Here is a 19,554-nt window from a genome sequence, read left to right as displayed (position 1 = left end):
TCACGGCGATCGGCGAAGTGTTCGTCACCGAGGCGACCCGCCGTCGCGGCGGATGCGCGAACGCACGTCCCGGCGGCTCCCGCCGACGGCACGCACCCGGGTGGCGACGGGCTCGCTCCTCACCGGTTCCCGCGACTCCTCGACGAGGCGGCTCAGGGCCCGCACGTTGGGCCGGGTGAACATCGACGTGATCGGGAAGTCCAGGCCGAGCTCACCGGTGAGGTCGGCGTGCAGCTCGACCAGCGCCATGGAGTTCAGCCCGGCCTCGAAGAAGTTCTCGTCGGGGTCGACGGGCCGCCCCAGGCGCGCCTCGATCATCTCCGCGACCCTGTCGGCGGCCGAGACGCGCTGCACCGGGAAGCCCGGCGCTCCGCCCGATCCCTCTCCGCGTAGCGGCTCCGCTCCTCCCGGCCGACTGCCCTGCATCATCCGGTGCCTCTCGTTCAGTTCGTGAGGCGGCCCGGATCCGGGCACGCCATGGACCGATCCTCTGACACCTATTCGGACAGGACAAGGGTATATTTTTCGCCTTTTTGAATCCGTGACCAGAACGAGTGTCCGAGAACCCGGCGGGAACGCCCCGAAACGCCGACGGCCACCGCCGGAGCGGTGGCCGTGAGTGCCCGGGAACGGGTCAGGCGGGGTTGGAGACCGCCGCCCCGATGGTGTGCACACGCAGGGCGTTCGTGGAACCGGCGGTGCCGGGAGGCGAGCCTGCGACGATGACGACCTTGTCGCCCTTCTCCAGGCGGGAGTTGGCCAGCAGCGAGGCCTCCACCTGGCGGACCATGTCGTCGGTGTGGTGCACGAACGGCACCTCGAAGGTCTCCACGCCCCAGGTCAGCGCGAGCTGGTTGCGGACGTGGCGGGCGGAGGTGAAGGCCAGCAGCGGGATCGGCGAACGGTAGCGGGCCAGGCGGCGGGCCGTCTCCCCCGACATGGTGAACGCCACCAGCGCCTTGGCGCCGACGATGGCGCCGACCTCGGCCGCGGCGCGGGCGATGGCGCCACCGGTGGTCTCCGGCAGCCGGTCGAGGCTGTGGGTGGCCTGCAGCGAGCTCTTCTCCGCGGTCGTGGCGATGCGGCTCATCGTCTCGACGACCTCGATGGGATAGTTGCCGACCGAGGTCTCCCCGGAGAGCATGACCGCGTCGGCGCCGTCCATGACGGCGTAGGCGACGTCGGAGGCCTCGGCGCGGGTGGGACGCGGGGCGGTGATCATCGATTCGAGCATCTGGGTGGCCACGATGACCGGGCGGGCCTTCTCGCGGCAGAGCTCGATGGCGCGTCTCTGCACGGTGGGCACCTCCTCCAGCGGCAGCTCGACGCCGAGGTCGCCGCGGGCGACCATGATGCCGTCGAAGGCCTCGATGATCTCGGGGAGCCGCTCCACGGCCTGCGGCTTCTCGATCTTGGCGAGCAGCGGGAGGCGGATGCCCTCCTGCTCCATGATGTTGCGCACCACGTCGGCGTCCGAGGGGCGCCGGACGAAGGAGAGCGCGACCAGGTCGAAGCCTGCGCGCAGGGCCCAGCGCAGGTCGGTCTCGTCCTTGTCGGTCAGGACCGGGGCGCTGACGTTGACGCCCGGGAGGTTGAGGCCCTTGTTGTCGGAGATCATGCCGCCGATGACCACGCGGGTGGTGACGCGCTGGCCGTCGACCCGGGTCACCTCGAGACGGACACGGCCGTCGTCGACCAGGATGTTGTCCCCGGGGCTGACGTCCTTGGGAAGGCCCAGGTAGGAGGTGGAGACCTGCTCGCGGTCGCCGGGGACCTCCTCGGTGGTGATCGTGAAGACGTCACCGAAGCCGAGACGGACCGGGCCCTCCTCGAACTTGCCGACCCGGATCTTGGGGCCCTGCAGGTCGGCCAGCAGACCGACACCACGCCCGAGCTCGGCGGCGGCCTCCCGCAGGCGGTCGTAGACCTCCTTGTGCAGCTCGTGGGTGCCATGGCTGAGGTTGAAACGGGCCACGTCCATCCCTGCCACGATCAGTTCGCGTAGGCGTTCGGGAGAGGAGGTGGCGGGGCCGAGAGTGCAGACGATTTTCGCGCGACGAGTCACGGTCCCACCCTAATTGGTACAGACCACTTGGTCGTGACGTTGGTCAAAGCGCCGATGAAAAACCCGGTGACATAACGCTACCTTCCGTGAACGCCAGGTTGCGAATCGACCACCCCGGCCCCTTCCGGCCCCGCCCGCCTCGACCTGGGCGTTCTGGCCCCGGAGGCTCGATTTCGGACGCCTCGTGCCGGGCGTCTCGTGCCGGGCACCCGAACGCCGGATGCCTTCTTCCGGGCACCTCGATTCCAGCACCTCGATGCCGGCCCCCGTCCCCGGACTCCTCAGTCGCGGGCGAGTTCCTCCATGACGAGCCCGGCGCCGATGCCCAGCAGCCAGACGTCCTTGGCGATCCCGATGCCCTGCTGGGAGGGCCGCAGGCTCCCCTCCTCGCGCATGCCCGGCGTCCTGAGGTACAGGCCGACCAGTCCCCCGGCGAAGGCGGTCAGCGCGGCACCGGCCAGAAGCGACGGCACCACCGGGACCAGCAGCGCGGCGCCGAGGGCGATCTCCGCGGTGGACAGCAGCCGTACGAACCGCACCGGCTCGATGTCCTTGAGGAAGGGGTAGGTGCCCGCCGCCATGCCGTGCAGCCCCTCGGCGGCCTCCGGCCCGGCGGAACGTTTGCCCAGCCCGGAGTTCAGGATGTAGGCGCCGACGGCGATCCTGACCGGAAGCTGGTGCGGGCGCGACAGGAGTCTCATGGGTCCCCCAGTGACGAGACGGAGCCGGAACCCTTCTCCTTCCCCGTCACGCCCGGGGGCATCCGCCTGTTGATCGTCTCTTGAACCGGCCCCCGCCTCCCCCTGCCGGAACAGGGACGAGCCCCGGCCCCGGCGTACGCGAGGACCGTGACCCGGCCCGGCACTCTCCCGCGTGGCCCGGACCCGGCCCTGGCGTGCGCGGGGACCGCGCACGCCAGCAGGGGTCAGCGGGTGGTGGTGGCCGCCGCCGCGGCGTTGACGATGCCGCGGCCGTAGAAGCCGTTGCGCGCCTTGGAGCCCTCGCACCGGTGCGTCTGGTCCTCCAGCACGTCGATCTTGTACGTGTACGCGCCCTGCGAGGGGCACGCCTTCTCCGTGGCGGTGGCGTACAGCAGGCGCTGGACGTCCCCGGGGGCCATGGTGACGCCGTCCTTGGCCTTCTTGCCGAAGCGGCTGATCAGGATGGCGGCGACGCCGGTGGCGTGCGGGGCGGCCATGGAGGTGCCGACGAGGTACTGGTAGTAGGCGCAGGTGCCGTTCACGCACTCCCGGACGACCGAGTCGTCCTTGGGCGTGCCGTCGGCGCCGATCTGCCCCTTGGCCTGGAGGGCGTCCTTCGGTGCCGCGGCCAGGATGCCCTTGGTGTGGTCGTAGGTCCTGCCGCCGTCGAACTCGTCGCCGCCGGGGGCCGACAGGTCGGTCTGCTCCAGGCCGTAGTCGGAGTAGTAGGCCTTGCGCGTGGTCGGGCCGACCGAGGAGACCGAGATGACGCCCTTGGACTCGGCCGGGACGTTGAGGCAGGAGTTGTCGACCTTGCGGGTGCGCTCGGCGTCCTTGGGGTAGTCCGGGCTGGAGGTGTCCTTGTCGGGCCTGCCGAGGTCGGTGGAGCCGTTGCCGATGGCGCTGATCAGGGTGACGCCGCGCTTGCGGGCGTAGTCGAGGGCGCGCTGCATGCCGGTGACGATGCCGCGCTGCTCCAGCTGCTCGGCCTTGGAGTCGCCGGGGTTGGCCTTGCAGTTGAACAGCCACGGGTCGACGTAGAAGCTCATGTTGACCACGTCGATGCCGTTGTCGGCGGCGTAGGTGAGCGCCTCGATGCTGGGCTTGAGGAAGAACAGCCCGGAGTCCTGGCCCGCGCGCAGGTTCACCAGGGAGACCTTGGGGGCGACGCCGGCGATGCCCACGCCGTTGACGGGCGAGGCGATGGTGCTGGCCACGTGGGTGCCGTGGCCGTCGTCGTCCCGGTCGGCCGGGTCTTTGCAGGAGGCGACCTCGCACGGCCCGTCCAGGATCTTGCCGTTGGGGTCCTTGGGCCGGTCGGTGACGAAGTTGCGGCTCAGGGCGCGGTTGAAGTTCGGCGCGATGTCGGGGTGGCGGCCGTCGATGCCGGTGTCGATGACGCCCACCAGCACCTCCTTCCTGCCCGGCGCGGTGGCGTAGGAGCCCCGCGGGGTGGCGCCGATCAGCCTCATGTCCCACTGCCGGTCGGCCAGCGGCTCCGGCGCGGTGGCGACCGCCCCGGCGGGCGTGCCCGCCTGTCCGAGGGCGTCGGCGGACGGGAAGGCCACGGGCGCGGCACCCCCGGAGGTGGCGGCTCCGGAGCCCGAGCCTGGAGCCGTACCGGAGGAGTACGCGGTGGCGGTGCCGATCCTGCGGTCGGAGGAGACGCCCTCGACGGCGTCGCTGCCCGCGAGCCCCTCCACGAAGCGCGCGCCCGGGCCGTCGGCGACGAGGTAGCCGAGCCTGGTGTCGCCCGACAGGACGGTGCCGCCGTTCGCGCCGATCACCCGGGCCGCCCGGTCGCGGGCGCCGTCGGCGTAGAAGACCAGGTACTCGCGGCTCTGGTCCGCGGCGGCCGTGGTCCCGCCGCCCAGCGCCCCCGCCGTGAGGGTCGCCGCCAGGGTCAGCGTGGTCGCCGCCCCGATCAGACCTCTGATACCGCGATTCATCCGTCCTCCGCACCTGGCCCGATCAAGAATATTTATCTTTCAGGCATATGTACGACAAAGCAATTCGTATCCATACTTTGCGCATTCCCGTCGAGGTGACGACGCGGGCCTCCCGCCCCGCACGGCCCCGCTCCCGCGCTCCGGACCCGGGGTTCCATTCTGGCCCCCGCGGGTGCGCGACGGGCCGGCCCCCCGGAGGGATGGGGGCCGGCCCTGCGCATCACGTACCGCTCACCGTGTGCCGGCGGCGGCACCCGTGCCGCCGCCGGCCGCGTCTCAGACCAGGGGCCGCGCGGTCGGCGGGATCGCCACCGGCAGGGCCGTGCGGCCGGTGAGGTAGGCGTCTGCGGCCGAGGCCGCCGAGCGTCCCTCGGCGATCGCCCAGACGATCAGGGACTGGCCGCGGCCGATGTCACCGGCGACGAAGACGCCGTCGACCGAGGACATGTAGCCCCGGTCCCTGGCGACGTTGCCCCGGCCGTCGAAGAACTCACCCTGAGCGGCCTCGGCGAGCGCGTCCAGCAGACCGTTCCGCTCCGGGCCGACGAAGCCCATCGAGAGCGTGACCAGCTCGGCCGGGATCTCCCGCTCGGAGCCGGGCACCGGCCTGAACCCGGTCGCCGGCCCCTCCACCTCGACCAGGCGCAGCGCCCGGACGTTGCCGTCGGCGTCGCCGACGAACTCGGTGGTGGAGACCGCGTACACCCGGTCGCCGCCGCTCTCGGCCAGCTCCTCGTGGGCGCTCTCCATCTTGAACAGGATGGGGAACGTGGGCCACGGCTGGCTGCCGGGCCGCGCCTCCGGCGGGCGGGGCATGATCTCCAGCTGGGTGACCGACGCGGCCCCCTGGCGGATCGCGGTGCCGATGCAGTCGGCGCCGGTGTCACCGCCGCCGATGACCACGACGTGCTTGCCCGTCGCGCTGATCGGCGAGTCCTGGAAGTCGCCCTCCTGGACCTTGTTGGACGGCGGCAGGTACTCCATCGCCTGGTGGACGCCCTTGAGCTCGCGCCCGGTGACCTTCAGGTCCCGCCACTGGGTCGCGCCACCGGCCAGGACGATCGCGTCGAACTCCTCGCGCAGCCGCGCCGCCGTGATGTCCACGCCGACGTTGACGCCGGTACGGAACTCGGTGCCCTCGGCCCGCATCTGGGCGAGACGCCGGTCGATGTGGCGCTTCTCCATCTTGAACTCGGGGATGCCGTAGCGCAGCAGGCCCCCGATCCGGTCGGCGCGCTCGAAGACCACCACGTCGTGACCGGCGCGGGTGAGCTGCTGGGCGGCGGCCAGGCCCGCGGGGCCCGAGCCGACGACCGCGACGCGCTTACCGGTCCTGGACGCGGGGATCTGCGGGGTGACCCAGCCCTCGTCGAAGGCGCGGTCGATGATCTCGACCTCGACCCTCTTGATCGCGACCGGGTCGGAGTTGATGCCGAGCACGCACGCCGCCTCGCACGGTGCGGGGCACAGCCGCCCGGTGAACTCCGGGAAGTTGTTGGTGGCGTGCAGGCGCTCGATGGCCTCCTGCCAGTCGTCCCGGTAGACCAGGTCGTTCCACTCGGGGATGAGGTTGCCCAGCGGGCAGCCGTTGTGGCAGAACGGGATGCCGCAGTCCATGCAGCGCGAGGCCTGCTTGGTCAGCTCGGGCTTGGGGAAGTCCTGGTAGACCTCCCGCCAGTCGCGGATGCGCACGTCCACCGGGCGGCGCGCCGGCAGCTCGCGTCCGTGCGTCAGAAAACCCTTGGGGTCAGCCATCGGTCGTACCTCCCCTATCCCTTTTCGGCCTGGACGATGTGGACGGTGTGGAAGCGGTGAACGGCGTGGGTCCGGCGGGAACGGCCGCGCGCGGCCGTCCCGTTCACCGGCCCGGACGCGAGGGGCCCGTTCGGCCCCCGGCGCGGCCTCATGCCTGCACCGCGGCGGTCATGACGGCCTCGTCGATGTCGCGGCCCTCCAGCCGGGCGGACTCGGCGGCCCGCAGGACCCGCTTGTAGTCCGTCGGCATGATCTTGCGGAAGCGGGACGGGTCCCAGTCGGCCAGGAGCGTCTTGGCCACGGTGGAACCGGTCTCGGTCAGGTGCGCCTCGACGATCTCGCGCAGCGCCTCGGAGTCGGCCGCGTCGAGCTCCTCGACCTCGACCATCTCCCGGTTGACCCGGTCGACGTCGAGGTCGAGCAGGTAGGCGACGCCGCCCGACATCCCGGCCGCGAAGTTGCGGCCGGTGGAGCCCAGGACGACGACCTTGCCGCCGGTCATGTACTCGCAGCCGTGGTCGCCGACGCCCTCGACGACCGCGGTGGCGCCGGAGTTGCGGACGCAGAACCGCTCCCCGGCGACGCCGCGGATGAACGCCTCGCCGGAGGTCGCCCCGTACAGGCCGACGTTGCCGGCGATGATGTGGCCCTCCAGCGGGGCCGCGTCGTGCGGCTGGACCGAGATCCGGCCGCCCGACAGGCCCTTGCCGACGTAGTCGTTGGTGTCGCCGGTCAGCCGCAGCGTGATCCCCCGGGGCAGGAAGGCGCCGAAGGAGTTGCCCGCCGAGCCGGTGAAGCGGACGTCGATGGTGTCGTCGGGCAGGCCGGCGCCGCCGTGGCGCTTGGTCACCTCGTGGCCGAGCATGGTGCCGACCGTGCGGTTGACGTTGCGGATGGGCAGGTCGAGCGTGACCCTGCTGCCGGTCTTGAGCGCGCCCTCGGCGAGCTGGATCAGCGTGTTGTCCAGCGCCCGCTCCAGCCCGTGGTCCTGGGCCACCGTACGGCGCAGCGAGGCGCCCTCGGGCAGCTCGGGCATGTGCAGGATCGGCGCCAGGTCCAGCCCGGAGGCCTTCCAGTGGTTCTCCGCCGGGGCGGTGTCGAGCAGCTCGGCGTGGCCGACGGCCTCCTCGATGCTGCGGAAGCCCAGCGCGGCCAGGTACTCGCGGATCTCCTCGGCGATGAACTCGAAGAAGTTCACCACGAACTCGGGCTTGCCGGTGAAGCGCCTGCGCAGCTCGGGGTTCTGGGTGGCGACGCCGACCGGGCAGGTGTCCAGGTGGCAGACGCGCATCATCACGCAGCCGGAGACGACCAGCGGGGCGGTGGCGAAGCCGAACTCCTCGGCACCCAGCAGGGCGGCGATGACCACGTCGCGGCCGGTCTTGAGCTGGCCGTCGACCTGCACCGTGATCCGGTCGCGCAGCCCGTTGAGCAGCAGCGTCTGCTGGGTCTCGGCCAGGCCGAGCTCCCAGGGGGAGCCCGCGTGCTTGAGCGAGGTCAGCGGGGAGGCGCCGGTGCCGCCGTCGTGGCCGGAGATGAGCACCACGTCGGCGTGCGCCTTGGACACGCCCGCCGCGACCGTGCCGACCCCGACCTCGGCCACCAGCTTGACGTGCACGCGGGCGGCGGGGTTGGCGTTCTTCAGGTCGTGGATGAGCTGGGCGAGGTCCTCGATGGAGTAGATGTCGTGGTGCGGCGGCGGCGAGATGAGGCCGACGCCCGGGGTGGAGTGCCGGGTCTTGGCGATCCACGGGTAGACCTTGTGGCCGGGAAGCTGGCCGCCCTCGCCGGGCTTGGCGCCCTGAGCCATCTTGATCTGCACGTCGTCGGCGTTGACCAGGTACTCGGAGGTCACGCCGAAGCGGCCGGAGGCCACCTGCTTGATGGCGGAACGCCGGGAGGGGTCGTAGAGCCGCTCGGGGTCCTCGCCGCCCTCACCGGTGTTTGACTTGCCGCCCAGCCGGTTCATCGCGATGGCGAGCGTCTCGTGCGCCTCCATCGAGATGGAGCCGTACGACATGGCGCCGGTGGAGAAGCGCTTGACGATCTCGCCGACCGGCTCGACCTCGTCGATCGGGACCGGCTCGCGGACGCCCTCCTTCAGCCGGAACAGGCCGCGCAGCGTCATCAGCCTCTCGGCCTGGGAGTCCACCAGGCCGGTGTACTCCTTGAAGATCTCGTAACGGCGCGAGCGGGTGGCGTGCTGCAGCTTGAAGACGGTCTCGGGGTTGAACAGGTGCGGCTCGCCCTCGCGGCGCCACTGGTACTCGCCGCCGACCTCCAGGCGGCGGTGGGCGTTCTCCGCCCGCGGGTAGGCACGGCGGTGACGCAGCGCCGTCTCCTCGGCCAGGACGTCGAAGCCGACGCCGCCCAGGCGGGAGGTGGTCCCGGTGAAGCAGGCGTCGACGACCTCCTGGCTCAGGCCGAGCGCCTCGAAGATCTGCGCGCCGGTGTAGGAGGCGACCGTGGACACGCCCATCTTGGACATGACCTTCAGCACGCCCTTGCCGTACGCCTTGATCATGTTGCGCACGGCCCTGTGCCGGTCGACCTGGAGCGCGCCCGCGTCGACCATGTCCTCGACGGTCTCCAGGGCCAGGTACGGGTTGACCGCGCCCGCGCCGTAGCCGATGAGCAGCGCCATGTGGTGCGCCTCGCGCGCCTCGCCGGTCTCGACGACCAGGCCGACCCGGGTGCGGGTCTTCTCGGTGATCAGGTGGTGGTGCACGGCGCCGGTGAGCAGCAGCGACGGGATCGGCGCGAGCGCGTCGGAGGAACCGCGGTCGGAGAGCACGATGATCCGAGCCCCGCCCTCGATCGCCGCCGAGACCTCGCCGCGGATCTCCTCCAGGCGGTGCAGCAGCGCCTCGCCGCCGCCCGCGACCGGGTACAGGCCCGAGATCACGCGCGGGTGGAAGCCCGGCAGCGCGCCTTCGTCGTTGATGTGGATGATCTTCGCGAGCTCGTCGTTGTCGAGCACCGGGTAGGGCAGCACGAGCTGGCGGCACGAGGCCGGGCCCGGGTCGAGCAGGTTGCCCTCGGGGCCGATGGTGCTGGCCAGGGAGGTGACGAGCTCCTCGCGGATGGCGTCCAGCGGCGGGTTGGTGACCTGCGCGAACAGCTGGCTGAAGTAGTCGAACAGCAGCCGGGGCTTCTCGCTGAGCACCGCGACGGGGGTGTCGGTGCCCATCGAGCCGATCGGCTCGGCGCCCGCCCTCGCCATCGGCGACAGGATGATCCGCAGCTCCTCCTCGGTGTAGCCGAAGGTCTGCTGCCGCTTGATCAGCGCCTCGTGCGAGGGGACCTCGCGTGTGCGGGCCGGGAGCTCCTCGAAGCGGACCAGCCCGGCGTGCAGCCAGTCGGCGTACGGCAGCTCGGCCGCGAGCTCGTCCTTGATCTCGCCATCCTCGATGATCTTGCCGAGGGCGGTGTCGATCAGGAACATCCTGCCGGGCTGCAGGCGGCCCTTGCGGACCACGTCCTCGGGCGCGATGTCGAGCACGCCGGCCTCGGAGGCCAGCACGACCAGGCCGTCGGAGGTCACCCAGAACCGTCCCGGGCGCAGGCCGTTGCGGTCGAGGACCGCGCCGACCAGGGTGCCGTCGGAGAAGGTGATCGAGGCCGGTCCGTCCCAGGCCTCCATCATCGTGGAGTGGAACTCGTAGAACGCCCGCCGCGCGGGGTCCATCTCGGTGTGGTTCTCCCACGCCTCCGGGATCATCATCAGCACCGCGTGCGGCAGCCGCCGCCCGGCCAGGTGCAGCAGCTCCAGCGTCTCGTCGAAGGAGGCGGTGTCGGAGCCGGCCGGGTCGCAGATCGGGAAGAGCCGCGCCAGGTCGCCCGGCAGGTTCGCGGTCCGCAGCATGGCCTCGCGGGCGCGCATCCAGTTGCGGTTGCCCTTGACCGTGTTGATCTCGCCGTTGTGCGCGACGTAGCGGTACGGGTGGGCCAGCGGCCAGGAGGGGAAGGTGTTGGTGGAGAAACGCGAGTGGACCAGCGAGATCGCGGACTCGTACCGCTCGTCGCTCAGGTCGGGGAAGAACCGCTCCACCTGCAGCGGGGTGAGCATGCCCTTGTAGACGATGGTCCGGCAGCTCAGCGAGGGGAAGTAGACGCCCGCCTCGTGCTCGGCCCGCTTGCGCAGGCAGAAGACCAGCCGGTCCAACTCCAGGCCGGTCTCGCCGTTCGGGGAGGTCACGAACAGCTGGCCGAAGAAGGGCATCACCGCGCGGGCGCTCGGGCCCGGCAGGTCGGGCGTGATCGGCACGTCGCGCCAGCCGAGGACCGTCAGGCCCTCCTGCCCGGCGATCTCCTCGATCAGCCGTACGGCGGTCTCGCGGGCCTGGGCGTCGGCGGGCAGGAAGGCCGTGCCGACGGCGTAGGCGCCCGCCTCGGGCAGCGGGAAGTCCGCCACGACGCGGAAGAAGGTGTCCGGGATCTGCGTGAGGATTCCGGCCCCGTCCCCGGTGTCGGGCTCGCTGCCCTGGGCTCCCCGGTGGTCGAGATTGCACAGCGCGGTGAGGGCCTTGGCGACGATGTCGTGGCTGCGGCGGCCGACCACGTCCGCCACCATGGCGACGCCACAGGCGTCGTGCTCGTGCGAAGGGTGGTACAGGCCCTGAGGCTCGGGAAAACCGAGGTGGGCAGCAGGCATTGAATCCCTCCCGTCGTCTTGCTTCTTTGGAACAAGCAAGGGACGACGTTGGCCCTGCTGCGTGGTGGGTAGAGGTTACCGTACCCTGCCGGATAGCTGCCTACCCGGTCTTGCTCGTGCGAATTAATGGTGCTTCGCCCCGGTTATGTCCAACGCACTCTGGCGGCACGACATTCCAGGTCGGGGCTCTAAGGTGGTCCGATGGAACCGAGCGACCCCGTGCCGTCGGGCGACTCCGCCGATCTGACAACCGCCGCCACCGAGGGCTCCTCAGGCGTGTCGGAGAACGCCCCGGACTCCGCACCCGACTCCGCGTCCGACTCCGTGTCCGCACCCGGCTCCGCGCCCCTGCCCGGCTCCGTGTCCGCGGCCGGCCCGGGTTCTGCGCCCGACCCCGTATCCGGCACCGCGTCCGGCACCGCGTCCGGCACCGCTCCCGTGCCCGTCCTCGCCTCCGCTCTCGCCGCCGACGCCTCGGCCGGGCCGGGCGAGGAGGCCATGGCGCTCGTCGCACGGGCCGGGATCGACGGCAGGCGGCTGCGGAACGCCCTCGTGGCGCTGGCGGACGGCCGCTGGTGGACGCTCGCCGACCTGGTCAGGGAGACCGCGACCTCCCGCCGGACCATCGAGGAGCTGCTGCGCGAGGTGGACGGGCGGCTGGAGAGATCCGGCGCCCGCTTCCGGCTCCCTGCCGCCCCGGCCCCGTGCTCGGGACCGGCCGTCCCGGCCAGCCCACCGAGGACAACGGGGACATCAGGGACATCAGGGACACAGGGGACGGTGAGGACGCGGCCCGCCGCCGTCACCCCGGCCGACCCGGTGGCCCACCTCCTGCCCGGCCACGGTGACCTGGTCGCGCTGATGGACGAGCTGATCGCCAAGGCGCCGAGGGGCCGCCACACGCTGGACCACGTCGCCGCCACCGGAGAGACCGTGGTCCGCCGGGCGCTGCTGCTGGACACCCGGTTCTGGCTGGACGGCGCCCGGCTGCTCTGCGTGGGCGACCACGACCTGACCTCTCTGGCCACCGCTTTGCTGCACCCCGGCGTCGAGGTGACCGTGGCCGACATCGACGAGCGGATCCTCGCCTACATCGCCGACCAGGCCGACCGGCTCGACCTGGCCGTACGGACCCGCTGGGCCGACCTGCGGCTCGGCCTGCCCGCATCGGCGCACGCCTGGGCCGACCTGGCGATCACCGACCCGCCCTACACCCCCGAGGGGGTCTCGCTGTTCGTCGCCCGCGCCGCCGAGGGGCTGCGCGACCGCGAGCGGGGCCGGATCCTGCTGGCGTACGGGGCGAGCGAGCGTACCCCCGCGCTCGCCCTGAAGGTGCAGCAGGCCCTGTCCGGGCTGAACCTCGTCAGCGAGGCGATCTACCCCGACTTCAACCGCTATCTCGGCGCCGAGGCGATCGGCTCGGCCGCCGACCTGTACGTCCTGCGCCCCACCACGAAGACCTGGCCCGCCGCGGCGGCCCGTGTCGAGGCCGCCGTCACCGCGATCTACACCCGCGGCCCGCAGTCCGTGGAGTCGACCGGCCCCTCCCCCTCGACGGCGGGCTCAAGTACGACGGGCCCGGGTACGGCGGGCTCGGGTACGACGGGCTCGGGTACGACGGGCTCGGGTACGGCGGGCTCGGGTACGACGGGCTCCCCCGCGCGGGACTCCGTGGGCACCTCGGACGACGGGTTCACGCCGGAGGTGCTGGTGGGCGACTGGCCCCGGGACGTGCTGCCCAGGCTCCCCAGGGCGCGCCTGACGACCTGGCTGGCGAAGCCGTACGCGAGCGACCCGACCAGGGTGGCGATCTCCGTACCGGCCGGGCTGGAGGCCGCGCTGCCCCGGTTGCTGCTGGCCACCCGCGCCCGGGAGGTACGCGTCACGCTGGCCTCGGCCCCCCGGGACCTGCCCGCCGACCTGCTCTCGCCCGTCTACCACCTCACCGCCGAGGGCACCGGCCTGCGCGCCGTGCGGGCGCCCCTCCCGGCCCGGGAAACCGGGAAGTCCGGAAGCACCGGGGACGCCGCAGAAGCCGGGACCGTCAGAAATGCCGGAGACGTCGGGAATGCCAGGAACGCCGGGGACGCCGGGGACGTCGGAAATCCCGCAGACACCGCAGACACCGCAGACACCGCAGACACCGCAGACGCCGGGAATCGCGGGGACGCGGGATGGATCCTGCGCCGGATCCTGGACAACGCGCACGGCAAGCTCGCCAACACCTGGCGCGAGGCCCTGATCGGCGTACGGGGCGACCTGACCAAGAAGCAGGCCAGGGCCGTCGTCGCCGCCGTCGCCCCCTGGGCGGCCGACGTCACCGTGCTGGAACTGCCCGCCCACCGGCTGCTGGAGCTCCCGGCCGCGGTGCGCGACTCCCTCAGCTCACCAGCCGCCGCTGGATCACCAGGCTGAGGCCGTCCAGCGCCACCTGCGGGTAGGTCAGATCCGGCCGGTCCCCCGGAGCCGGAGGGGCCGACGTGCCCGGCGCGCCCGGCGTGTCCGACGGGGCGACCCAGCTCACGGTGACGAAGTGGCCCAGGGCCCGGACCTGGGCCCAGCCCCGCGGGTCGTCGGAGCCGGTGGGCGTGCCGGGGGCCGGGAGGACGAAACCGTTCCCCTTCAGGGCCGCCACCAAGCGGTCCGCGGCGGTCGCGTCGGCGAGGTTGAAGATCAGGAACTGGCCCCAGACCCCGCCGTCCTCGGTCTCGTACCGGGCTCGCAGCGCCTGGGTGCATCCGCCGAGCGCGTCCAGCGCGCTCCCCCAGGCCGCCTCGGCGCAGTCGGCGAGCTCCTCGGTGCCCTTGAGCGCGAGCCGGGTGGTGCCCGCCGACACCGTCGGGCGGGCGAACAGCTCGGCGACGGTCAGCGGCCGGGGGTCGAGGGCGCGGGTGGCGATGGGCGCGTAGTGGGCGGTGCCGGGCTCGGCCCGCACGAGGGCGGCACGCGGTGCGGGCCCGCCGCCCAGCCACAGGAACGCCCCGGCCCCGGCGATCACGACCGGTACGGCGGCGGCGATCCACGTGCGCATGACGACAGAGCCTACCGCGACCGGCGGGACACGGGGGGCTACCTGGACGGCGCCGGGGCCGGAGCCGGGGCAGGCGCCACGGCGACGATCCGGCGGAAGATCGCCTTCTCCGCGCCCCGGACCGTCAGGGCCAGGGAGATGAAGTCGTCCCTCGGGCCCGGCTCGGCGCCGTCGGTCCGGCCGAACCAGACCAGTCCCGCGTAGTGGCCCATGGCGTGACCGCTGGACTCGGTGTGGCCGTCGGCGGGGAAGACCGCCTTGGGCGACTGGAGCGGCTGGACCCAGCCGCCCCGGTGCAGGCTGGTCAGGGCGTTCACCAGCGCGTCGGCCGAGGCGGTGTCGCGGAGGTTGAACAGGGTGTACTGCGCGACGTAGCGGCCGTCGGCGCTGGCGTACAGGCCCCTGACCGCCTGGGTGCAGCCGCCCCGGGCGAGCAGGTCGACGAGGTCGCGGCCCCAGACCACGGACGCGCAGCCGGTGTCCAGGCGGGCGTCCGCCAGCCGCAGCGTGACCCTGCCCTCCTTGAGGGTCCGGGTGGCGAAGAGCTCCTTGACCGTCAGGGGCCGAGGGTCGGCCTTGCTCTGCGCGATGGGCCCGAACACCGCCGAGGAGGGCCAGCCCCGGTAGACCTCGGGCCGCGACTCGGTGCCGACGACGGAGGTGGTGGCCCGCTCGGGCACGAAGTCGTTGCCGATCGCGGAGATCCCCATGGTGAGGGCGACGGCCGCGACCAGCACGCCCGCCACCGAGCCGAGGATCATCAGCAGCCGCTGCTGGGTGGCGGTCAGGCCCCACTCCTCCAGCCGGGGAATGCTCCAGGAAGGTGTGGGAGCCGCGCTGCGGCGGCGCTTGCGCGACGGGGCGGCGGAGGAGGCGGGGGGGCCGGGGGGGCCGGGGGGGCCGGGGGGGCCGGGGGGGCCGGGGCCGTCGTCGGAGATGGCCTCGGTCCGGCCCCTTCCGGTGGTGGCCGCGGTGCGGCCCCTCCCGGCGGGGTTTCTGCCGGTCCGGCCCCTTCCGGAGGGGGTGGTCACAGTCCGGTCCCTCCCAGCAGGGTGCCCAGGGCGAAGGTCAGGGCCGCGGCGACCGCGCCGACCAGGAGCTGGCGCAGCCCGCTGTACCACCAGCTCCGCGCGGTGACGCGGGAGACGAGAGCGCCGGCGCCGAACAGCGCCAGGCAGGAGACCACCGCCGAGGTCAGCAGGCCGGTGACGCCCAGCAGGTACGGCAGGAGGGGCAGGAGCGCGCCCAGGCCGAACGACAGGAACGAGGAGACCGCCGCGATCCTGGGCGAGGGAAGGTCGCGGGCGGTCACCCCGAGTTCGGCCTCGGAGTGCACCTCCAGCGCCGTCTCCGGATCCATCGAGATCTGCCGCGCCACCTCGGCGGCCACGGCCGGGTCGACGCCCCGGTCCCGGTAGAGCTTGGCCAGCTCCTCCTGCTCGGCCTCGGGGTGGCGTTCGAGCTCGCGCCGCTCGACGGCGATCTCGGCCAGGGCCAGCTCGCGCTGGCTGGCCACGGACACGTACTCGCCCCCGGCCATGGAGAACGCGCCGGCCGCCAGGCCCGCGACGCCCGCCAGCACGATGACCCGGGTCTCGGCGCCGCCACCGGCGACCCCGGCGATCAGGGCGAAGTTCGAGACCAGGCCGTCCATCGCGCCGAACACCGAGGGCCGCAGCCAGCCGCCGTTGACGTCACGGTGCCGGTGGTGCATCTCGGCGCCCTGCCGGGAGTCCTCCTCGTTCATCCCGTCCCCCACCGCGCGGGGTGCCCGCACCGGTCCCGGCGCGGGGAGTCCCCCGTGCCGGGCGATCCGGTGACCCGGGACCTGGACGAACGTGACGTCAACGTCGTTCTTTCCCGCCTTCGGCAGCGGGCGCCGCCGTGCCCGGCTCACGGGCCTCGGTCGTGCCCGCCTCGCGCGGGTCGCCCCCGGCCACGGCCGGTACGGCGTCGCCGCGCACCGTCCCGCCGGGGCCGTCGGCATCCTCGTCACGGACACCGTCGTCGATCCCGTCACCCCTGACGGTCCCGTCGCCGGCGCCGTCCCCGCCCCTGTCCCCGTCGTCCCCGTCGTCCCCGTCGTTCCCGTCGCGCTCGACGGTCGCGGTGGTCGTGGCGATCTCGCCGGGGTCGGCCAGGTCGGCCGGGTGAGCGGGATCGGCGGACGCGGCCAGAACGCCGCTCACCTGCGTGCCCGGGACGTCCGGGCCGACGCGCGCGGGGAGCACCGGCTCGTCGTCGTTTTTGTTCCTGGCGTACCAGAAGTAGATCATCGCTCCGACGAACACGATGATCGACGTCCACTGGTTGAGCCGCAGGCCGAAGATGTGGTGGGCGGTGTCGACCCGCAGCCCCTCGATCCAGAAGCGGCCCACGGTGTAGCCGGCGACGTAGAGCGCGAACAGGCGGCCGTGGCGGAGCGCGAACCGGCTGCCCGCCCAGATCAGGATCAGGCCCAGGCCCAGGTCCCAGATCGACTCGTACAGGAACGCCGGGTGGTAGGTGTCCTCGCCCGGCACCGTGCCCGGCCGGTCGGGGTCGATCTGCAGGCCCCACGGCAGGTCGGTGGGGCTGCCGAACAGCTCCTGGTTGAAGTAGTTGCCCCAGCGGCCGATCCCCTGGGCGATCACGATTCCGGGGGCGATGGTGTCGGCCACCGCGGTGAGCGAGATGCCCGACCGCCGGCAGGCGATCCAGACGCCCACCCCGCCCAGCGCGACCGCGCCCCAGATGCCCAGGCCGCCGTTCCAGATGAACAGCGCCTCGTACGGCTCGTTGGGCGCGTCCGACCCGAAGTAGAGCTGCCAGTCGGTGATCACGTGGTACAGGCGTCCACCGACCAGGCCGAACGGCACGGCCCAGACGGCGAGGTCCACGATCGTTCCCGGCTCGCCGCCACGGGCCCGCCAGCGGCGTTCACCGATGATGACGGCGACGACGACGCCGAGCACGATGCACAGCGCGTAGGCCCGGATCGGGACCAGGCCGAAGAGGTACCAGACGCCCTGGGAGGGGCTGGGAATCGAGGCGAGGGGCATGTCAGGTGACGTTACCGTGTCGCGCGCTACTTGGCCGCATCAAGAACGGCCTGGCGTAGGTCGGCGGGTTTGAAGGCCACGTCGATGTCGACCTCGGTGCCGTCGAGCTTCAGCGTCGGGGTGCCGGTGAGCTTCTGGCCATCCATGATCTTGGTGCTGTACTCGGCGTGCGCGGCCGCCTTCTCCTGGCTGGTCACGCAGGCCTCGAAGCCCGGGTCGGTCACACCGGCCTCCTTGCCCCAGGCGATCAGGTCGGGGATCGCGAAGCCCTCGGCGGTCTCCGAGGGCTGCTCCTCGAAGAGCTTGTCGTGCAGGGCGATCCAGGAGGGACCTCCGGGGACGCAGCGGGAGGCGGCGGCGGCGCGCAGCGAGTTGCCCCGCGTGATGCCCTTGCTCGCCTGCTCCGGGAAGATCGTGATCGGGTGGTAGACCACCTTGAGCTTGCCCTCGGCCGCCAGGTTCTTGATCGTGGGGCCGCTGGTCTCCTCCAGCGCCTTGCACGCCGGGCACTGAAAGTCCTCGTAGACGTCCAGGACCGGCTTCTCCACGCCCGGCCTGGCCATGACCACCGAGCCGTCGGCGGCCACGGTGATCGGCGCGAGCGCGGCGCCGACCTGCTCGGACCTGCTGCTCTGGGCGGCGAACCACCATCCGGCGCCGATCGCGGCGAGCGCGATGACCGCCACCGTGGCGCCCGTCACCGCCCGCTTGCGACGGTCCTTCTGCTTCTGCTCGTCGCGCTGCGCCTTGATGCGATCACGCGCCGACTGCTCCCGCGCGGCCTTGCCCATCAGTCCGTCTCCTTCTCGTGGGGCTCCTCGTCGTCGCCGTCGAAGTCGTCGTACGGCTCCTGGCCGGGGGTGAGCCCCAGCACGGAGTCCAGCGCGAAGCGACCCGGCGGGAACCAGGCGACGAACACGCCGAGCACGAAGAGACCGAAGTCGCGAAGGATGTCGACGAGGTAGTCGGGCTCCACGCCGGCCGCCAGCCGACCGCCGCCGCCGAAGCAGCCGCAGTCGATGCGCAGCCCGCGTGCCCACGCCGAGGCGATGCCGATGACGAACGCCAGCATCAGCAGCGCCGAGACGACAGCCGCCGTCCGGGTGAGCAGCCCGACAACCAGCAACACCCCCACGACGATCTCCAGGATCGGCAGGCCGTACCCGACCACCGTGGCGAGCGATTCAGGGAGCAGCTCGTATGCCTCGACCGCCTGGACCGAGAGCGCCGGAGTGCCGATCTTGCCCCAACCCGCGACGATCAGCACGCCCGCCAGCACCAGCCGCGAGACGGTCGTCACCCAGCGTAGCGCCGAAATCACGATACGCGACCTATTGGGCGCGGGCTGTTTGCGGTCACGACCACCATTCTCCTCTTCCAGAGACCGGGCTCCAACGGCTCCGGCGGACGCACGGCTCCGAGGAAAACCTCATCACGGACCGGATAAGCGTTGGATAAGCCTGCCGTACGGACACGGAGCGTGACGGCACTTCTCAGGAAAGAGGTGCCGTCACGCCCGGAAAGCCGTCAGCCTCGGACACCCGCGGCCAGCTCGGCGCCCAGCTCGCGGACCGCGGCCAGGCCGGAGGCCTCGTCGGGGGCGTCCAGCACGCGGCGGATGAACGCCGAGCCCACGATGACGCCGTCGGCGTAGGCGGCGACCTCGGCGGCCTGGCGGCCGGTGCCGACGCCCAGGCCGACGCAGACCGGCAGCGAGGTGTGCGGGCGGGTGCGCTCGACCAGGCCCTGGGCGGCCTCGCCGACCGAGTCGCGGGCGCCGGTGACGCCCATCAGGGAGGCCGCGTAGACGAAGCCGGTGCAGCTGTCGGCGACGGCCTGGATGCGGGCCTCGGTGGAGCTGGGCGCGACCAGGAAGACCGTGTCGATCCCGGCGGCGGCGCTGGCCTCGCGCCAGGGCCCGGCCTCCTCGGGCGTCAGGTCGGGCGTGATGGTGCCCACCCCGCCCGCGTTCGCCAGGTCACGGGCGAAGCGCTCGGCGCCGTAGCGGTCGATCGGGTTCCAGTACGTCATGACCAGGGTGGCGGCGCCGGTCCTGGCGACTCCCTCGACCGTGCGCAGCACGTCGGCGATGCGGGTGCCGTTGGTCAGCGCCCGGTGGACGGCGTCCTGGATCGTCGGGCCGTCCATGAGCGGGTCGGAGTAGGGCAGCCCGATCTCGATCACGTCGCAGCCCGCCTCCACCATGGCGGCGGCGACGGTGACGCCGCCCTCCTTGCTGGGGAACCCGGCGGGGAGGTACCCGATGAGGGCGGCGCGGTCGTCCGCCTTGGCCTTGGCGAACACCGTCTGGAGAGTCGTCATCGTTGCTTCCGTTGCGGGTCGTCCTCCCCGGCCGTG

At 72.4% G+C, this 19,554-nt stretch carries 14 protein-coding genes; 1 reads left to right on the top strand and 13 read right to left on the bottom strand.

The features are described 5' to 3' along the window. Positions 1-24 precede the first annotated feature (24 nt). From ACLQ2R_RS25285 to gltB, 6 genes are all read right to left on the bottom strand, one after another. On the bottom strand, positions 25-354 hold the full coding sequence (locus ACLQ2R_RS25285) for an acyl carrier protein (protein ID WP_425963031.1): 330 nt from the start codon (positions 352-354) through the stop codon (positions 25-27). 280 nt (positions 355-634) lie between these two features. After that, positions 635-2,065, bottom strand: coding sequence for a pyruvate kinase (gene pyk, locus ACLQ2R_RS25280; protein ID WP_386233048.1), 1,431 nt, complete (start codon positions 2,063-2,065; stop codon positions 635-637). Between the two features lie 281 nt (positions 2,066-2,346). Continuing rightward, positions 2,347-2,766 carry a hypothetical protein gene (locus tag ACLQ2R_RS25275; protein WP_425963030.1) on the bottom strand — a complete coding sequence of 140 codons (420 nt, stop codon included), beginning with the start codon at positions 2,764-2,766 and terminating at the stop codon, positions 2,347-2,349. A gap of 224 nt (positions 2,767-2,990) precedes the next feature. Then, positions 2,991-4,715 (bottom strand): S8 family peptidase, encoded by a 1,725-nt coding sequence (locus tag ACLQ2R_RS25270; RefSeq protein WP_425963029.1) that lies wholly within the window; start codon positions 4,713-4,715, stop codon positions 2,991-2,993. 276 nt (positions 4,716-4,991) lie between these two features. Then, positions 4,992-6,470 carry a glutamate synthase subunit beta gene (locus ACLQ2R_RS25265; RefSeq protein ID WP_425963028.1) on the bottom strand — a complete coding sequence of 493 codons (1,479 nt, stop codon included), beginning with the start codon at positions 6,468-6,470 and terminating at the stop codon, positions 4,992-4,994. A 148-nt stretch (positions 6,471-6,618) separates the two neighbouring features. After that, on the bottom strand, positions 6,619-11,124 hold the full coding sequence (gene gltB, locus ACLQ2R_RS25260) for a glutamate synthase large subunit (RefSeq protein WP_425963027.1): 4,506 nt from the start codon (positions 11,122-11,124) through the stop codon (positions 6,619-6,621). 201 nt (positions 11,125-11,325) lie between these two features. On the opposite strand from gltB, the gene ACLQ2R_RS25255 reads away from it, so the two are divergent. Then, positions 11,326-13,539 carry a bis-aminopropyl spermidine synthase family protein gene (locus ACLQ2R_RS25255; protein ID WP_425963026.1) on the top strand — a complete coding sequence of 738 codons (2,214 nt, stop codon included), beginning with the start codon at positions 11,326-11,328 and terminating at the stop codon, positions 13,537-13,539. Here ACLQ2R_RS25255 and ACLQ2R_RS25250 read toward each other — a convergent pair. From ACLQ2R_RS25250 to trpA, 7 genes are all read right to left on the bottom strand, one after another. Beyond that, positions 13,505-14,155 (bottom strand): hypothetical protein, encoded by a 651-nt coding sequence (locus ACLQ2R_RS25250; protein WP_425963025.1) that lies wholly within the window; start codon positions 14,153-14,155, stop codon positions 13,505-13,507. The two genes, ACLQ2R_RS25255 and ACLQ2R_RS25250, sit on opposite strands and share 35 nt — an antisense overlap. Before the next feature lie 38 nt (positions 14,156-14,193). Then, positions 14,194-15,186: a hypothetical protein gene (locus ACLQ2R_RS25245; protein WP_425963024.1), complete on the bottom strand. Its 993-nt coding sequence runs from the start codon at positions 15,184-15,186 to the stop codon at positions 14,194-14,196. Beyond that, positions 15,183-15,902, bottom strand: a complete 720-nt coding sequence (locus ACLQ2R_RS25240) for a VIT1/CCC1 transporter family protein (RefSeq protein WP_425963023.1) — start codon at positions 15,900-15,902, stop codon at positions 15,183-15,185. The genes ACLQ2R_RS25245 and ACLQ2R_RS25240 overlap by 4 nt, the downstream gene beginning before the upstream one ends. Positions 15,903-15,999: 97 nt before the next feature. Beyond that, positions 16,000-17,196, bottom strand: a complete 1,197-nt coding sequence (gene lgt, locus ACLQ2R_RS25235) for a prolipoprotein diacylglyceryl transferase (protein ID WP_425963021.1) — start codon at positions 17,194-17,196, stop codon at positions 16,000-16,002. A gap of 26 nt (positions 17,197-17,222) precedes the next feature. Beyond that, positions 17,223-17,987 (bottom strand): thioredoxin domain-containing protein, encoded by a 765-nt coding sequence (locus tag ACLQ2R_RS25230; RefSeq protein ID WP_425963020.1) that lies wholly within the window; start codon positions 17,985-17,987, stop codon positions 17,223-17,225. Next, positions 17,987-18,517 (bottom strand): MauE/DoxX family redox-associated membrane protein, encoded by a 531-nt coding sequence (locus ACLQ2R_RS25225; protein ID WP_425963019.1) that lies wholly within the window; start codon positions 18,515-18,517, stop codon positions 17,987-17,989. The genes ACLQ2R_RS25230 and ACLQ2R_RS25225 overlap by 1 nt, the downstream gene beginning before the upstream one ends. A gap of 206 nt (positions 18,518-18,723) precedes the next feature. Continuing rightward, positions 18,724-19,518 carry a tryptophan synthase subunit alpha gene (trpA, locus tag ACLQ2R_RS25220; RefSeq protein WP_425963017.1) on the bottom strand — a complete coding sequence of 265 codons (795 nt, stop codon included), beginning with the start codon at positions 19,516-19,518 and terminating at the stop codon, positions 18,724-18,726. Positions 19,519-19,554: the final 36 nt, after the last annotated feature.

Origin of the sequence: Streptosporangium sp. DT93, from assembly GCF_049844535.1 — a bacterium.
Taxonomy (GTDB): domain Bacteria; phylum Actinomycetota; class Actinomycetes; order Streptosporangiales; family Streptosporangiaceae; genus Streptosporangium.
This window is presented reverse-complemented; position numbering and strand designations above follow the sequence as displayed.

Excerpts from the sequence above, each read along its gene's own strand:
- trpA (WP_425963017.1), bottom strand. The coding sequence starts at position 19,518 with ATGACGACTCTCCAGACGGTGTTCGCCAAGGCCAAGGCGGACGACCGC.
- ACLQ2R_RS25230 (WP_425963020.1), bottom strand. The coding sequence starts at position 17,987 with ATGGGCAAGGCCGCGCGGGAGCAGTCGGCGCGTGATCGCATCAAGGCG.
- ACLQ2R_RS25275 (WP_425963030.1), bottom strand. The coding sequence starts at position 2,766 with ATGAGACTCCTGTCGCGCCCGCACCAGCTTCCGGTCAGGATCGCCGTC.
- ACLQ2R_RS25265 (WP_425963028.1), bottom strand. The coding sequence starts at position 6,470 with ATGGCTGACCCCAAGGGTTTTCTGACGCACGGACGCGAGCTGCCGGCG.
- ACLQ2R_RS25250 (WP_425963025.1), bottom strand. The coding sequence starts at position 14,155 with ATGCGCACGTGGATCGCCGCCGCCGTACCGGTCGTGATCGCCGGGGCC.
- ACLQ2R_RS25270 (WP_425963029.1), bottom strand. The coding sequence starts at position 4,715 with ATGAATCGCGGTATCAGAGGTCTGATCGGGGCGGCGACCACGCTGACC.
- ACLQ2R_RS25240 (WP_425963023.1), bottom strand. The coding sequence starts at position 15,902 with ATGAACGAGGAGGACTCCCGGCAGGGCGCCGAGATGCACCACCGGCAC.
- ACLQ2R_RS25255 (WP_425963026.1), top strand. The coding sequence starts at position 11,326 with ATGGAACCGAGCGACCCCGTGCCGTCGGGCGACTCCGCCGATCTGACA.
- lgt (WP_425963021.1), bottom strand. The coding sequence starts at position 17,196 with ATGCCCCTCGCCTCGATTCCCAGCCCCTCCCAGGGCGTCTGGTACCTC.
- gltB (WP_425963027.1), bottom strand. The coding sequence starts at position 11,124 with ATGCCTGCTGCCCACCTCGGTTTTCCCGAGCCTCAGGGCCTGTACCAC.